The sequence below is a fragment of the Salinibacterium sp. NG253 genome (genome assembly GCF_015864945.1).
Classification (GTDB): Bacteria; Actinomycetota; Actinomycetes; order Actinomycetales; family Microbacteriaceae; genus Rhodoglobus.
Genome location: NZ_JADYWF010000002.1, coordinates 115323 through 130493, shown reverse-complemented (window position 1 = coordinate 130493; position 15171 = coordinate 115323). Strand labels below are relative to the sequence as shown.

Sequence of the window (15171 nt, the reverse complement as noted above, 5' to 3'; positions counted from 1 at the left end):
GACTGACGCTCGTTCATGCTGGTCACATCACCTAGGGAGAGTTATTCCGAGACGCTGACGTCGTACATGATCAGTCGCGACGACGAATCGAAGGTCAGACCAGAAACGTTGGCGGTTGAAGCGTGCACCTGAGCAACTTCGAGAAGCGGGATCAGGTAGGCACGGTCAATAATCATCTCCTGAATTTCGGCGATGAGTTCCGTGCGCTCAGTGGTGTCTGCTGTGCTGGCCTGCTCGGTGAGCAGCGATTCCAGTTCAGCGTCGTCGATGATGGCCCACTTCGAGACGGCATCCTTCGAGAACGTGACCCGCAAAACGTCGGGGTCGGTGCGCGTGAGGCTGGCGCTCAAGAAGTCGTAGTCACCAGTCGCGATAGCTCCGAAGAAGTCTCCGGCGGTCACGATGTTGAGCTGCAGGTCGATGCCAGCCTTAGCGAGCTGAATCTGAGTTGCCTCAAGAACATCCTGGCCGTAGAACGCGGTAACGCTCATGGTGAGACGCTGGCCGTCCTTCTCGCGGATGCCGTCAGAGCCGACTACCCAACCGTTATCGTCGAGCAACACGGTGGCTGCATCGAGGTCGTAGGCCATGGCATCTGCCTGGCTGCTGTAGCCAGGAGTAGCGGAGCTCAGCGCGCTCGACGCGGGCTGCGACTGCGACGAACCGGTGAGTGCGGTGATTTCCGCACGATCGGTAGCGAGCAGCATTGCCTTACGCACGATCTCGTCGCTGACGACGGGGCGTGTGGTGTTGGGCACGAGGCTCGTCGGCATTCCCGGGTTTCCGCGAGCGTAGATGTTGTAGTCCGCGGTGTCGAAGCGGGTCTCGTCTACAGCAGGAAGGTCCTGGATGATGTCGAATTCGCCGGTCTGGAGTCCACCGGTGCGCACGCCAGCCTCAGGCGTGATCGGGAACGTGACGGTGTCAACGAGTGCTTCACCGCTGTGGCCGCGAAGTTCGGATGCCCAGTCGTAACCGACACGCTTGGCGATCACGACGGAGTCGTTAGCCACGTAAGAGTCGATCGTGAACGGGCCGGAGCCGACAACAGTCTGGCAACGGTCTTCAGCACTGAGTTCGGTGGTGGCGTCAGAGACGAGGCCAAGCGTGATGGTGCTGGCGCCCTGCAAGAACTGGGCGTTCGACGACTCGAAGTTCACGGTCACCGTGTTCTCGTCAACAGCGGTGCTGCCTTCGTAACCGGCGAGGTATTGTGACGCGAGGGATGCGGTGGAACCCATCTCGAAGAGAGCATCGAGGTTCTTGACCACGGTGTCTGCCGTCAGCGCAGTCTCATCGCTGAAGGTGACGTCATCACGCAGCTCGAAGGTGAACTCGGTGAGGTCATCGTTGGTTTCCCAGCTCTCTGCGAGCCATGGAACCAGTTCGCCGGTTTCGGCATCCTGATCAATGAGCGAGTCAACAACCTGGCGGCCAATGTTGAGCGCGGTCGTGAGGGTGACTTGCTGCGGGTCGAGGCAGACGGGGTCGCCCGTGACTGCCATCGTGATATCCGTTTTGGGCGAAGCGGCTGGCCCTGCCGTGCAAGAGGCCAACAGGCCCAGTGCGGCAAGCGCTCCGATGGGGGCAATGCCCCAGCGAAGTACTCGGTTTTTCGGGGAGTTCATACTCGGTCCTTTCAGTGCTGTCTACGCAACGTGGTGAGCGTTGCGGTGGTACTGCGGAATGTGATGCGGATGCTGGTGGTGCTGGTGCTGCACTTACTACTGGAGGTAGTCGTACTGGTAACGCGGGTGATGCGGGTGATGCGATTACTGCGGTAGCTCTCCGAACACCACAACACCGCGCGAGACAACCGCGACGATGTTTTCGGTTCGAAGCTGAGTGATGTCTTCCCACGGACGGCCCTTGAGCACGACGAAGTCAGCGCCCCATCCGGTCGCGAGGGTTCCGACCTTGTCTGCCAGGCCGAGTGCATCGGCGGCATCCGAGGTCGCAGACTGCAGCGCGCGTTCGGCGCTCCATCCAAACATCTCGGCCATCAGACGCACTTCTTCCATCTGATCGCCGAATTTCACGAAAATGCCATTGGCATCGGTGCCGAGCACGAAGCGCACTCCGGCGCGCCCTGCTGCAGCAAAGTTGGTGTTGCGCTCGAGCACAACGGCTTGCGCTTTTTCTTGCGCTTCGGCCGAGACGGGAATGCGAGCTTCCGCGATCACGTCGTTGATCATGAGCGTGGGAGCCACCGAGATGTTGCGCTCGAGCAGCGTCGGCCACTGCTCTTCGGTAATGCCGGTGCCGTGTTCGAGGGAGTCGACTCCGGCATCCAGAGCAATCTGGTTGCCCTCGGTGGAGTGACTGTGTGCGGCAACCTTGAGGCCGAGAGCGTGGGCCTCGTCGAGAGTCGTCTCGATTTCGGCGGTGGTCTGGTTACGCCAGTCGACCTTGTCGCCGGTCGAAAGAACGCCGCCACTCGTGAAGATCTTGATGCCGTCAACACCGGCGCGAGCGTATTCGCGCACGAGCTTGCGGCACTCGTCTGGGCTGTCGGCGGTGGGCGTGCGGTGCGGGTAGTGCGGCGGGATGAAGAGATCGCCGTGGCCCGCGGTCATGCCTACGGGGCCGTGCACCAGAATGCGCGGCCCCTGCTGGATGCCCTGATCAAAGGCGCGCTTGACGGCCAGTTGACGGCCGTCGCCGGCGAGATCGCGCAGCGTGGTCACGCCGTTGCGGGCTGCCTGGTGGGCGTTCGCCGCGATGTGGAAGACCTGCTCTTCCCACGGCGTGATCAGCGGCCACGAAACCCAGTCGACAGTGTTCGGTCCGGCGTAGCCGCCGAGGTGAACGTGAGTGTCGATGAGCCCGGGAATCACGCTGTATTCGGATGTCGTGGTTGCGGCATCCGAATCGGTGGCGGTGCTGTCGGCGACGGTTTCTACCGCGTCGATCCGGTCACCTGTCCAGCTGAGGGAGCCAATGCCATGTGCGGCCGTTCCATCCCATAGCGATATTCCCTCGATGCGCTGGGATATTTCGGTCACGAATGGCTCCTTCAACTTATGATTTGTACGACGCTAGCAGAAGAGTGGCACTTGTAAACAAGTGACAGTACTCTGAAACACAGCAGCGGACACGTCACATGAGGCGCGCCACAAGCGTGACCATGCGCCGGTGTCGCGCCGCCTGAGAGGAATCAATGATGAAGGCCCTCTATAAGGACAAGGCCGGACCCGGCCTCATATTGGCCGAACGCCCCGAGCCGACCCCCGGTCGCGGGGAGGTAAAAATCAGGGTCGCCCGCACCGGCATTTGCGGCACTGACCTGCATATTGAGTCGTGGGATGCCTGGGCCGCCGGCGCCATCAACGCTCCCCTGATTCCTGGCCACGAGTTCTCTGGCCATGTCGTGGAACTCGGCGAAGGAGTCACTTCGGTCGAGATCGGCGCTCTCGTCTCGGGCGAAGGCCACGTCGTTTGCGGCCACTGTCGCAACTGTCGAGCAGGCCGTCGACACCTCTGCAAATTCACTTCAAGCATTGGTGTAAACCGCGACGGTGCTTTTGCCGAATTCGTCGTTATTCCCGAACAGAACGTCTGGGCGCATCCCACCGATATCGACCCCGAGCTTGCTGCCATCTTTGACCCCCTGGGCAACGCCGTGCACACCGCCCTGTCGTTCCCGATGGTTGGCGAAGACGTACTCATCACCGGCGCTGGCCCCATCGGACTCATGGCCGCCAAGGTCGCGCGCCACATCGGCGCCCGCAACATTGTGATGACTGACGTCAACGAACAACGATTGCAACTCGCGCGCGAGATGGGCGTCAGCCTCGCGATCAACGTATCGACAACGCGCATCGCTGAAGCCCAAGAGCTGCTCGGCATGAAAGAGGGCTTCGATATCGGACTCGAAATGAGCGGACACCCCACCGCCCTGCCCGAGATGATCAGCAACATGAACCAGGGCGGCCGCATCGCCATGCTCGGCCTGCCCGCCGAACCGATCGGCATCGACTGGGCCACCGTCGTGACCCACATGATCACCATCAAGGGCATCTACGGTCGTGAAATGTTCGAGACCTGGTACGCCATGAACGCCATGGTGCACACCGGTTTGGATGTCTCCGCCGTCGTCACCGACCGCTTCCCCGCCGAACAGTGGGAAGAAGCCTTCGCGACCGCTCGCCGCGGAAATGGCGGCAAGGTCATCATCGACTGGTCGTAGCGCGCGTCGCTCTGGCTGCCGGCCCCACCCCACATTTTTAGGAGAACACCATGTACGGAAAAGTTCGCGAACAACTCACCGAGACCCTGAGCGAGATCCGCTCCGCTGGCCTCTATAAGACCGAGCGCCAGCTCGACACTGCGCAAGCTGCCCACGTTGAGTCGGGTGGCAAGCCGGTACTCAACTTCTGCGCCAACAACTACCTCGGTCTGGCCAACCACCCGCGCCTCGTCGCTGCCGCGAAGGATGCCCTCGACGAGTGGGGCTTCGGGATGGCGAGCGTGCGCTTCATCTGCGGCACCCAGACCCAGCATGTTGAGCTCGAGAACCGGCTCTCGGCGCTGTTGAGCATGGAGGCGACCATCCTGTTCCCCTCGTGCTTCGACGCGAATGGTGGCATCTTTGAGGTGCTCCTCGGCGCTGAGGATGCCGTGATTTCTGATGAGCTCAACCACGCGTCGATCATCGACGGCATCCGTCTCTCGAAGGCCGCCCGCTACCGTTACAAGAACCGCGACATGGCCGACCTCGAAGCGCAATTGATTGCCGCGAAGGATGCCCGCCGCCGCCTCATCGTCACCGACGGTGTCTTCTCGATGGACGGCTACCTTGCCCCGCTCGAAGCGATCTGCGACCTCGCCGAACAGTACGACGCGATGGTCATGGTCGATGACTCGCACGCTGTCGGCTTCGTCGGCGAGACCGGAGCGGGAACGCCCGAGCACTGCGGCGTCTCCGACCGCGTCGACATCATCTCGGGCACGCTCGGCAAGGCGCTGGGCGGAGCATCCGGTGGCTACATCAGCGCTCACGCCGAAATCGTGGAACTGCTGCGCCAGCGCGCTCGCCCGTATCTCTTCTCGAACGCTGTCGCGCCCTCGGTGGTTGCCGGCTCAATCGAAGCGCTCAACCTCGTGGCCGAAGGGGCCGAGAGCCGCGCCAAGCTCAAGGCGAACGCCGAGCAGTTTCGCGCCGGAATGGCCGAGGCCGGGTTCACTCTGCTGCCGGGCGAGCATCCGATCATTCCGGTCATGTTTGCCGACGAGCACGAAGCAGTCGCGATGGCGGATGCTCTGCTCGCGCTCGGCGTCTACGTAATCGCCTTCTCGTTCCCTGTCGTGCCGCTGGGCAAAGCTCGTATTCGCGTACAGTTGTCGGCTGGACACTCAAGCGAGGACATCAACCGTTGCGTTGAGGCTTTTGTGGCCGCACGAAAGTCGATCGCCGCAGAGGAGCACACATGGAAATAACGGTCCCCGAAGGCCGCATCGTCACCGGTTCGCTCACAGAAGACGAGCGAATTCTCAGTGGCGTGCTTCGTCATGTGCGTGAAGCGGCCCATGACTCCAACTTTCTGCTGCCCGGCGAGCTCAAGCTTGCCGAGTGGTTAAACTGCAGCCGCCCGCAGGTTCGGGTGGCGCTTGCGCAGTTGGAGCGTCAAGGGATTGTGATTCGCAGCCAGGGCGCGGCCACTGTTGTTGACCCGGTTGCTCTGCGTCTGAGCGCACGCTTCGAGGCGAGTGTGTCCTACGGCGAAGTGCTCGCGCGCATGGGCTACACGCCCTCGGTCGAGATCTTGACAGCCGAAACGATCGAGTTGCCCGCCGATCTAGCGCCCCTGCTTTCTCCCCTCAGCACCACCCGCGCCGTGAAGATCGTGCTGCGCTGGTACGCCGACGATCAGGCCGCCATGGTCGCCGAATACACGATCCCGCTGCCCGCTGGCGAGCACGACCCGATCAACCCCACCGACCCGGTTTACGAGTCGGCCAAGAAACTGTGGGGCGAAGGCATCGCGTGGGAAATCGTGACCGCCGGTGTTGCGCTGCTCGACGACAAGTATGCCGATCTGCTGCAACGTGAGAAGGGCACCGAAGCCAAAATGTGGGAGACCATCGGCGTCACCCTCAGCGGCGAACGCATCTTCTACGCTCTCGAACATCACCACCCCACCCTCGTGATGTACTCCTTCGTGCGCACGATGCGCGCACCGTGGAGCGCGATCCCCGGGCACTAGATTTTCTCGTGTGCCGCGGGTAGCGGCAGTCGGGAATTGTTCCCCCTCACGACAACGTTGGAGTTGGTATGAAAGCAATTGTCTACAGCGAGACCGGTGCCCCTTCCGTACTTCAGCTCGTCGAGCGGCCAGTACTCGAACCCGGGCCCGACGAAGTGCGCGTGCGGATCGTCGTCAGCGGGGTGAACCCGACCGATTGGAAGTCGCGGCGCGGTGCGGCATCCGGTCTAGCCTTGGCCTTCGATGAGGTTGTTCCCGGCCAAGATGGTGCCGGCATCGTGGAAGCGGTCGGCGTTGACGTGCAGCATGTCAGCGTCGGCGACCGCATATGGCTGGCCCTTGCTGCCTACCAGCGCTCGAACAGCGGCTCGAGCCAAGAGCAGGCCGTTCTGCCCGCCGAGCGAGTCTTTGCGTTGCCCGCGAGCGCAAGCTTCGATCAGGGCGCCAGCCTTGGCGTACCCGCGGTCACCGCCTACCGCGCGCTGACTGTGGCCGAAGACGGCCCCGACGAACTGTATCCGACCGCTCTCACCGGCAAGGTCGTGCTCGTTGCCGGTGGAGCCGGCGCTGTCGGTCATGCCGCGATTCAGCTTGCCCGCTGGGCCGGAGCCACCGTCATCACGACCGTGAGCGGACCGTCGAAAGCGGCCCTCGCTACCGCCGCTGGCGCCCACCACGTGCTCACCTACACCGACTCCGATATTGTCGACCAGATTCGCGCGATTGCTCCGGAGGGGGTCGATCAGATTGTTGAAGTCGCGCCCGCTCAGAATGCGGAGCTCGACCTTGCGGTCATTCGCAATCGAGGCTCGATCTCTGTCTACGCCAACAACGGTGGCGACGAGATGACGCTCGATGTGCGCCGCCACTTCGCACTCAACGTGCGCTACCAATTCGTGTTGCTCTACACCGTGGGCATTGATGCGATTCGTGCCGCGGCCGAGGCTATCAACGCGGCTCTTGAGGATGGGGCGCTCGGCATCGGCGAAGAGACCGGCCTGCCGCTGCACCGCTTTTCGCTGGAGCGGACGGCGGATGCTCACGCTCTCGTCGAGAGCGGAGCCGTCGGCAAAGTACTGATCGACGTTACGGTCGCGTAGCCGCAACCCCCTGTGCTTGCGGCTCTCAGCGCGCGCCGGGGTTCTCGACGCCGGGCAGAGTCCAGATCGCGCAGGTGCGGGCGGCCGCCGAGATCGTGAGCCCGGCGGCCGCGGATGTCAGAGTCGCGTCGCCGGAGAGGAACGCGGGGCTCGCAACATCCGCCTCGTTTTTAGCTGACCCAAAGGTACCCGCAGGTGCAGCGTCCTCCATCGCTGTCAGCTCAACACCGAGCGCGTTGGCCGGCAGCGTCACCGTCAAGGGCGAGCGCGCGACGACCACCAGCACCGTGGCAGCAGCATCCTCGCGCACGAAGACGAGCGCGTCATCAGCAACGTGCAGCCAGCGCAGACCGCCGTGCGAGAGTGTGGGCAACTCACGCCGCAGTGCGATCAGCTCGCGATAGACATCGAGGGTCGGCGCCACGGCCGGGTCGGTTTCGGTTCCCCACGGGATGGGCGTGCGCGAGATTTCGCCGTCGTCTCCGCTGAGGCCAAACTCGTCGCCGGCGAAAACGACGGGCACTCCGGGCAGCGTTACGGAGAGTGCGAGAGCGAGCGGAACGTTCTCGGCAGGCGCATGGGTACGGAACCGCGCGGTGTCATGAGTGTCGAGCGCGTTCATATTGCCGAGCCGGATGCGCCACGGAATGCTGGCCGTGAACCGTACCGTCATCTCCGCAAAGTCGCGTGCGCTGTAGTTCGGGATGCCGCCGATGGGCTGCCCGAAGAACCACGCCTCGGGGTCAATCGAGCCATCCGCGGTGACGTGGGAGGTATCACCGGGTTCGGTGAGCCAGCCCCACACCGGGCGCGTGAACGAGGGATAGGTCATCGCCCCGTGCCACGCATCGCCCTGCAGATCGCTCGCGGCGTCGTTCGTCGACTCCGCCAACAGCACCGTGTCCGGGTTCACGTCTTCCATAGTGCGGCGGATGATCTGCCGCACCTCCTCGTTGAGATCCTCGGCCCCCATCCGCCCGGTCATGTTCGCGACATCCACGCGCCAACCGTCGAAGTTGTAGGGCTCCTTCAGCCAGTGCGCGACGACCGAATCATCACCCTCAATGAAGCGCCCACGCAGCTCAGTCGAATTCCAGTTGAACTTCGGCAGGCTCGGCGTGCCCAACCAGCCCACGTACTCGGTGTGCTCGTCGTTTGTGAAGTAGTAGAAATCCCCCTCGGGCGCATCCGGCTTTCCGAGCGCCGCCTGGAACCACTCGTGCGCGTCACCGGAGTGATTCGTCGTGAGGTCACCGATGACCTTGAGGCCGCGAGCGTGGGCCTCGCCCACCAAACGGATCAGCGCTTCGCGCCCGCCCAACAGCTCATCGACATCCACAAAACTCGACGCGTCGTAGCGATGATTCGAACGGGCCGGAAAAATCGGCGTCAAGTACAGCATTGTCACACCGAGCTCGGTCAGGTGATCGAGGTGCTCGGTGATGCCATCGAGGTCTCCCCCATAGAACTGCTTCGAGCGGCCGGGCAGCACCGGGTCAACCGGCTCGTCCCAGCGCGCAGCAATAGCCCACTCGGGCTTGGCGTGAGAATCGGCAGCGGATGAGCGGGCAAAGCGATCGGGGAACACCTGGTACATCACCGTCTCCGCCAACCACTCCGGAGCAGCCGGAGTCGCGAGCAGCGCAAAGTCTTCGGAGTCCAGCGTTTCGATCGGGTGAAGCCCGCTCTGGTTGAGCCACTCGACGCGACCGGCATTGCCGTGCGCGGAAGCGGCAACGCTCGACGTGCTGTGACGTGGCTTCGACTCAGTGTGATCAGCCGCCTCGTGCACGAGCAACCAGCGGTACCCGTGCCGCGGATTCTCCACCACGATGTCGGCCTGCCACCAGTCCCAACCGGCGGCGGTTCCGGTGAGGCGAGCATCCGTCCAGCGTGGTTCGTGGTCGGGATTCTCGCGCACCCGCACTGCCTTCAGCGGGCCGTAGCCCACCGGCACGCGAAGGCGCAGAGTGACGGTATCGCCGAGCGCGGGAGTCTGGGTGGAGACGTGCAGCGCTGAGCCATCGTGGTGTGGGAGCAGGGCATCCATCACTTCACGCTTCCTGCGGTCAGGCCACCGACGATGTATTTCTGCAGGAACAAGAACAGGGTCATCACGGGGATGGCCGCGAGCACGGCGCCGGCGGCGAAGATGCTCCAGTTGCGCGAGAACTCTTGCGACACGAACTGGTAGAGGCCAACCGCGAGAGTCTGCTTGTCGGGATCGATCAGAACGATGCTGGCGATCACGAACTCGCTCGTTGTCCCCACAAACGAGAGCAGGCCGACGACCGCCAAGATAGGTGCCACCAGACGCAGGATGATCGTGAAGAAGATGCGTGCATGACCCGCGCCATCGATCTTCGCCGCCTCATCAATGGATGACGGAACCGTGTTGAAGAACCCGTACATCAGGTAGGTGTTCACTCCGAGCGCGCCGCCGAGGTAGACCATGATGAGCCCGATCTGGCTGTTAAGCCCGATCGCCGGGAAGATTTCGGAGATTCCGGAAAGCAACAAGAAGATGGCGACGACGGCGAGCAGCTGCGGAAACATCTGCACGAGCAGCAGTGTGAGCAGCCCCACCCGACGGCCGATAAACCGCATGCGCGAAAAGGCATATGCCGCGAGAGCGCCGAGGAAGACGGTGCCGAGCGACGAGATACCGCCGATCAGCAGAGTGTTGCCGAACCACGCAGCGTAGGGCTGCTGGGGGCGGTTGAAGAGATCGACGTAGCTTTCGAAGCTGAAGTTCGAGAAGAGCGAGTTGGCGGTCACGAGCGTGCCGCCAGGGTTCAGCGACGCACTAAACACGTAGAGCAACGGGAACGCCGCGAAGATCGACATAGCGATTCCGATGAGGTGACGCCAGCCGGTTTCGCGGAAATAGCGCTTGAAGGGCCGCTTCGGGTGACCGACGACAACGTCCGAGCGCACGGCGGCATCCGGGTTCTGCTTCTGAGTTGTTGCAGTCATCTCAGTTCAACTCCTCAAGCGACTTCGTGCGACGGAAACTGATGATGGCGATGCCCGCCACCAGAATGAAGATGATGATCGCGAACGCGCTCGCGAGCCCGTAATCGCGGTTGGCTCCCACGAAGGCGACCTTGTAGACCATCGAAATCAGGATGTCCGTGGCACCAACATTCACCCCAGCGGAGACATCGCGCGGCCCACCATTGGTGAGCATGTAGATGAGGTTGAAGTTGTTGAAGTTGAACGCAAACGACGAGATCAACAGCGGCGCAACCGAGACCAACAACAGGGGCAGCTTGACGAATCTAAAGATGGCCCACGGCTTCGCGCCATCCACTGTCGCAGCTTCGGTGAGCTCTTCAGGGATGGCCTGCAGCGCCCCCGTCGTCACCAAGAACATGTACGGAAAACCGAGCCAGAGGTTCACGAACAGAATTGAGCCTTTGGCCAGCCACTCGTTCGTGAGCCACGGCACTTCGGCTCCGCCGAGCAGCACCACATTGATGAAGCCGAACTCTTGGTTCATCATTCCGGCCCACACCAGCGCCGACAAGAAGCCAGGGAACGCGTACGGCAAGATCATGATGATGCGGTAGTACTTGCGACTCTTCATCCGCTTGTCATTGAACACAATCGCCAAGAACAGCCCGAGCGCGAAGGTCGTGAAGACCGAGAGGAACGCGAACGCGAAGGTCCACACGGTCACGCTAATCAGCGGACCACGGATGGAGTCCTCACTGAACGCGCGAACGAAGTTGTCGAGCCCGACCTCTATTTTCCATCCCGGCAGCAGCTCTTGGCCAGCATCCGAGGTGAAGGCACCGGTGCCGATATCGGAGTAGACAGTGCCGGAGTTCGTGTCGCGCATCGTGCCCGCGGCTTCGTCGTACTCGAGCGACGACGTGTAGAGGAATGCGCTCGACCCGTCGGGGGTGCGCAGCATGCCGTCGTTGGGGTCGTCGGTCAACGGGACGCTGATGGCGGCGATCTCGGTCTGCTTGCCGAGGATGTCTTGGAAGCCAAGACTCGTATACCCGTCGAGGCCAACCGCGACGCCTCCCTCAAGCTGGGCGTTCTGAACTTCTTTGAGTGGTCGTTCGTTGCCGCCGATGCTCACGCTGCCATCGGGCTCGGTGACGAGGAAGGAGATTTCGCCCAATTGCTCGAGCACCGTCAGACGGTAGTTTGGCGAATCGGCGACGCGGTTCTGCGATGACAGCAGTAGCGAATTGACGGCATCCGCTTTTGTGGAATTGTGGCCGGTTCCGTAGTTGGTGAACGCGATGTAGCCCGAGTAGAGCAGCACAAAGATTTGGAAGATGGCGAGAAAGATCAGGCCCGGCGCGAGGTACTTGGCGGGCAGCTTGCCGCGGGAGAAGTAGATCCAGTTGACGAGCAGCGTGACCGCAACGACGAGTCCAGCCACGAGCCACGATTCGCTGCGCACGAGCACAAACAGCGCGTAGATCGCGATCGCGTCGACGACACCGAGACCCAGGATCTTGATGGCGACAATTTTCCAGCCACCGGAGGCGGCATCCGCAATTCTGGTCGCACGTTTCGCGCGGGCCGACTGCCGGATGGGGCCGGGATCAGTCTCGGGGGGTGTCGTCACGGGGATTCTCCATTGAAGGCGTGCAGGTCAGTCGAGCGGTGCGAACCGGGGCTGCGTCCTAAGAACGCAGTGCCCGGCTCGGTGGTGCAGCGGAAGTGGCCGCCCGCATGCAGACGGGCGGCCACCGTGAGCTATCCGGCGATAGCGGTTTCGATGTCGCCTGACATCTTCTGCCAGAGCGACGTTGCGTCGCCGCCGTTGATAATGGCGGCTTCGGTCACACCCCAGAACTCCCACACGGCTCCCATGGCGGGAATCGAGGGCATGGGTACGGCGTTCTCACCGACGGTGCCGAATCCGGCAACGATCGGGTCGGCGCTTGCTGCTTCGAAGGATGCCGTGAGCGCTGGTGCGCGTCCGCCAACTTCGAACAGTGCGGTCTGCACTTCTTCGCTGCCCATGTAGTTCACGATGAACTCGTTGGCGGCGAGCGCATTCTCGCTCTTAGAACTGACGAAGAAGCCCTGCACTCCCACGAATGGTTGTGCGGTTTCGCCACCGGCGGAGGGGATCGGGTCGATCGCCACGTCGATGCCTGCTTCGACGGCGGCGGGCACGTTCCACGGTCCGGTCAGGTAGAAGGGCGATTCTCCGGCGATGAACTTTTCCTTGGCGAGGTCACCAGTGATGTTGGTGTTGAGTACGCCTGCAGCGCCCTGTTCACCGAGCCAGGCCGCGAACTTGTCGCCACCGGCGTTGCCGATTTCGAGTGCGTCGGCGTCGTAGCTTCCGTCTGCGGCGGTGCCGAAGACGGGCGCCCCAAACGAGGTCTGGAAGGGGTACAGGTGGTACGGGTCGGCCGCTTCAGGGTCGAGCCCTACCAAGAACGGGTATTCGGTTCCGGCAGCTTCGCCCATGGTGACCATCTCGTCGAAGGTCGCTGGTGTGCTGGGCGCGAGGGCCGTGTTGCGCACGAGAGCGATGTTTTCGATCGAATAGGGAACGCCGTAGACCTGGCCTTCGTAGCTCATGGCGGTGATTCCGACGTCTTGGAAGGAATCTGCTTTGTCGCCGAGTTCGACGGGAGCAACGACACCGTTGGTCACGAAGGTTCCGAGCCAGTCGTGGGCGCCGATGACAACGTCGGGGCCCTTGCCGGTGGGCACTTGGGCGATGAACTGGTCGCGAATGTCACCGAATTCTTTTTGTACAAGCTTGACCTCGACACCGGTCTCAGCAGTGAAGTCTGCTGCGGCGTCCTTGAGCACGGCCGCGCGGTCGGCGTCGACCCACACGGTGAGTGCTTCGCCAGTTCCGGCGCTGTTATCTGCTGTGTCGGATGCTGCTGTGCATCCGGTCAGTACTAGCGATGCAGTAACTGTGAGTGCGCCTACGGCCCACAGTCCTTTGTTGTTCACCCTCATTGGTGCTGCCTTTCGTCAGTGAAAGCATTGCAAACTGCAAGCGCTTCCATGTATACCTCCTATGGGCCGGGTTCGGCAACAGCCTGTTCCACAATTCTCAGCATTTACGGCAAGAGGAATGAGAAGAACAATGTGGAAGCGCTTAGCTTTTGGGGCCAATGGCGATAGTGTGGCGGCTATGACTTCCGTGCTTCAGGACACCGAATGGTGGCGCTCCGCCGTTATTTACCAGATCTACCCGCGGTCATTTGCCGACGCGAACGGCGATGGAATGGGCGATCTGCTCGGCATCCGCGACCGCCTTCCCGAGTTAGCTGAGCTCGGCGTTGACGCCGTGTGGCTTTCGCCGTTTTACACGTCACCGCAGCGCGATGCTGGCTACGACGTTGCTGACTACTGCGACGTCGACCCCCTGTTCGGCACGCTCGATGACTTCGACTCCATGACGAGTCGCGCCCACGAGCTGGGACTGCGGGTCATCGTCGACCTCGTGCCCAATCACTCCTCGAGCGAGCATCGGTGGTTCCAGGCCGCGCTTGCCGCGGCGCCCGGCAGCCCCGAGCGCGACCGCTACATGTTCCGCGATGGTCTCGGCGAGAATGGCGAGCTGCCGCCCAACAACTGGCAGTCGGTGTTCGGTGGCGACGCGTGGACCCGCACCACAAACCCCGATGGCACGCCTGGTCAGTGGTATCTGCACCTCTTCGACACCACCCAACCCGATTTCAACTGGGAGAACCGCTGGGTGCGCGACCAATTCGCCGACATCCTTCGCTTCTGGCTCGACCGCGACGTTGACGGCTTCCGGGTGGATGTCGCCCACGGCATGATCAAAGCCGACGGCCTGCCCGACTGGACTCCCCCGGTCGCCGGCGGCAGCATGGGCGGGGCCGGCACGACCGACGCCGAGCTTGCTGCATCCCGCGCACCGTTTTGGGCTCAAGATGGCGTGCATGAGATTTACCGCGAGTGGCGCGAGATTCTGAACAGCTACGACGGTGAGCGTATTTTGGCTGCCGAAGCGTGGGTCGATCCGCTCACCGACATGGCCAAGTGGGTGCGTCCGGATGAGATGCATCAAGCGTTCAACTTCCCTTACCTCGAGACACCGTGGGCTGCCGGCCCGCTGCGCTCGGTGATCGATGCGTCAATTAGCGCTTTTTCTGCCGTAGAAGCCCCCAGCACGTGGGTGCTCTCGAACCACGATGTTGTTCGTCACGCGTCGCGCCTCGCGCTGACCGCCGAGAACCCACAGGGTCACGGCATCGGACCGAAGTCAGCTGGCCTCCCGATTCCCGAGCTGGGTCTTCGTCGCGCCCGCGCCGCGACCGCCCTCATGCTCGCCCTGCCGGGCAGCGCCTACCTCTATCAGGGCGAAGAACTCGGCCTGCCCGAAGTAATCGACCTTCCCGATGAGGCTCGCCAAGACCCGACCTGGTTCCGCACCAATGGTGAACGCTACGGTCGCGACGGCTGCCGCGTTCCGATCCCCTGGGAGGCGAACTCGCCCTCCTACGGCTTCGGCCCCACGGATGCCTCGTGGTTGCCGCAACCCGCAGAATGGGCAACTCTCGCCCGCGACGCCCAACGCGACGACAGCACCTCGACACTCTCGCTGTACCGAAACGCTCTCGCCCTGCGTCGCGCTCACGAGTTGGCAACCAACGAACTCGAATGGCTCGATACCGGCGCCGAAACGGTGCTCGGTTTCCGCACCGGCGACGTACGTGTCTTTGCCAACATCGGGGACGCCGCCGTGGCTCTCCCGGCCGGCGAAGTGCTGCTGTCGAGCGGCCCTCTCGGCGACGATCAACTGCCGGCAGACACGACAGTGTGGCTGAGGGCATAGACCAACGCGGCACCGAATTCTCGCGAATGGATGCCGGTCGATAGAATCAGCAGCGGCGCGA

General features: G+C 62.6%; 11 protein-coding genes. 5 read left to right on the top strand and 6 right to left on the bottom strand.

Annotation, left to right across the window (positions count from 1 at the left end; all coding sequences use genetic code 11):
- Positions 1–41: 41 nt before the first annotated feature.
- Both I6E52_RS10545 and I6E52_RS10540 read right to left on the bottom strand, forming a co-directional pair.
- Positions 42–1628: an ABC transporter substrate-binding protein gene (locus tag I6E52_RS10545; RefSeq protein WP_197157236.1), complete on the bottom strand. Its 1587-nt coding sequence runs from the start codon at positions 1626–1628 to the stop codon at positions 42–44.
- 144 nt (positions 1629–1772) lie between these two features.
- Entirely contained in the window at positions 1773–3005 is a 1233-nt protein-coding gene (locus tag I6E52_RS10540; protein WP_197157234.1) for an amidohydrolase family protein, read from the bottom strand.
- 158 nt (positions 3006–3163) lie between these two features.
- Here I6E52_RS10540 and tdh point away from each other — a divergent pair, with 158 nt between their 5' ends.
- The 4 genes from tdh to I6E52_RS10520 all read left to right on the top strand — a co-directional run bounded on the left by tdh (position 3164) and on the right by I6E52_RS10520 (position 7306).
- Positions 3164–4189 carry an L-threonine 3-dehydrogenase gene (gene tdh / locus I6E52_RS10535; protein ID WP_197158011.1) on the top strand — a complete coding sequence of 342 codons (1026 nt, stop codon included), beginning with the start codon at positions 3164–3166 and terminating at the stop codon, positions 4187–4189.
- 50 nt (positions 4190–4239) lie between these two features.
- Positions 4240–5439 (top strand): glycine C-acetyltransferase, encoded by a 1200-nt coding sequence (locus I6E52_RS10530; protein ID WP_197157232.1) that lies wholly within the window; start codon positions 4240–4242, stop codon positions 5437–5439.
- Positions 5430–6206, top strand: a complete 777-nt coding sequence (locus I6E52_RS10525; RefSeq protein WP_197157230.1) for a GntR family transcriptional regulator — start codon at positions 5430–5432, stop codon at positions 6204–6206. The genes I6E52_RS10530 and I6E52_RS10525 overlap by 10 nt, the downstream gene beginning before the upstream one ends.
- 68 nt (positions 6207–6274) lie before the next feature.
- Positions 6275–7306 (top strand): NADPH:quinone reductase, encoded by a 1032-nt coding sequence (locus tag I6E52_RS10520; RefSeq protein ID WP_197157228.1) that lies wholly within the window; start codon positions 6275–6277, stop codon positions 7304–7306.
- Between the two features lie 25 nt (positions 7307–7331).
- Here I6E52_RS10520 and I6E52_RS10515 read toward each other — a convergent pair whose 3' ends face one another.
- The 4 genes from I6E52_RS10515 to I6E52_RS10500 form a co-directional block, all read right to left on the bottom strand.
- Positions 7332–9356, bottom strand: coding sequence for a glycoside hydrolase family 13 protein (locus I6E52_RS10515; RefSeq protein ID WP_197157226.1), 2025 nt, complete (start codon positions 9354–9356; stop codon positions 7332–7334).
- Positions 9356–10282 carry a sugar ABC transporter permease gene (locus tag I6E52_RS10510; RefSeq protein WP_197157224.1) on the bottom strand — a complete coding sequence of 309 codons (927 nt, stop codon included), beginning with the start codon at positions 10280–10282 and terminating at the stop codon, positions 9356–9358. Before I6E52_RS10510 ends, I6E52_RS10515 begins: the two co-directional genes overlap by 1 nt.
- Before the next feature lies 1 nt (position 10283).
- Positions 10284–11897, bottom strand: coding sequence for an ABC transporter permease subunit (locus I6E52_RS10505; RefSeq protein ID WP_197157222.1), 1614 nt, complete (start codon positions 11895–11897; stop codon positions 10284–10286).
- A gap of 131 nt (positions 11898–12028) precedes the next feature.
- Positions 12029–13261 (bottom strand): maltose ABC transporter substrate-binding protein, encoded by a 1233-nt coding sequence (locus I6E52_RS10500; RefSeq protein WP_197157220.1) that lies wholly within the window; start codon positions 13259–13261, stop codon positions 12029–12031.
- Between the two features lie 178 nt (positions 13262–13439).
- Here I6E52_RS10500 and I6E52_RS10495 point away from each other — a divergent pair, with 178 nt between their 5' ends.
- Positions 13440–15110 carry a glycoside hydrolase family 13 protein gene (locus tag I6E52_RS10495; RefSeq protein ID WP_231602068.1) on the top strand — a complete coding sequence of 557 codons (1671 nt, stop codon included), beginning with the start codon at positions 13440–13442 and terminating at the stop codon, positions 15108–15110.
- Positions 15111–15171: the final 61 nt, after the last annotated feature.

Bases quoted from the DNA above. Each gene is read 5' to 3' on its own strand.
- I6E52_RS10545 (WP_197157236.1), bottom strand. From the start codon at position 1,628: ATGAACTCCCCGAAAAACCGAGTACTTCGCTGGGGCATTGCCCCCATC.
- tdh (WP_197158011.1), top strand. From the start codon at position 3,164: ATGAAGGCCCTCTATAAGGACAAGGCCGGACCCGGCCTCATATTGGCC.
- I6E52_RS10530 (WP_197157232.1), top strand. From the start codon at position 4,240: ATGTACGGAAAAGTTCGCGAACAACTCACCGAGACCCTGAGCGAGATC.
- I6E52_RS10525 (WP_197157230.1), top strand. From the start codon at position 5,430: ATGGAAATAACGGTCCCCGAAGGCCGCATCGTCACCGGTTCGCTCACA.
- I6E52_RS10520 (WP_197157228.1), top strand. From the start codon at position 6,275: ATGAAAGCAATTGTCTACAGCGAGACCGGTGCCCCTTCCGTACTTCAG.
- I6E52_RS10515 (WP_197157226.1), bottom strand. From the start codon at position 9,356: ATGGATGCCCTGCTCCCACACCACGATGGCTCAGCGCTGCACGTCTCC.
- I6E52_RS10510 (WP_197157224.1), bottom strand. From the start codon at position 10,282: ATGACTGCAACAACTCAGAAGCAGAACCCGGATGCCGCCGTGCGCTCG.
- I6E52_RS10500 (WP_197157220.1), bottom strand. From the start codon at position 13,261: ATGAGGGTGAACAACAAAGGACTGTGGGCCGTAGGCGCACTCACAGTT.
- I6E52_RS10495 (WP_231602068.1), top strand. From the start codon at position 13,440: ATGACTTCCGTGCTTCAGGACACCGAATGGTGGCGCTCCGCCGTTATT.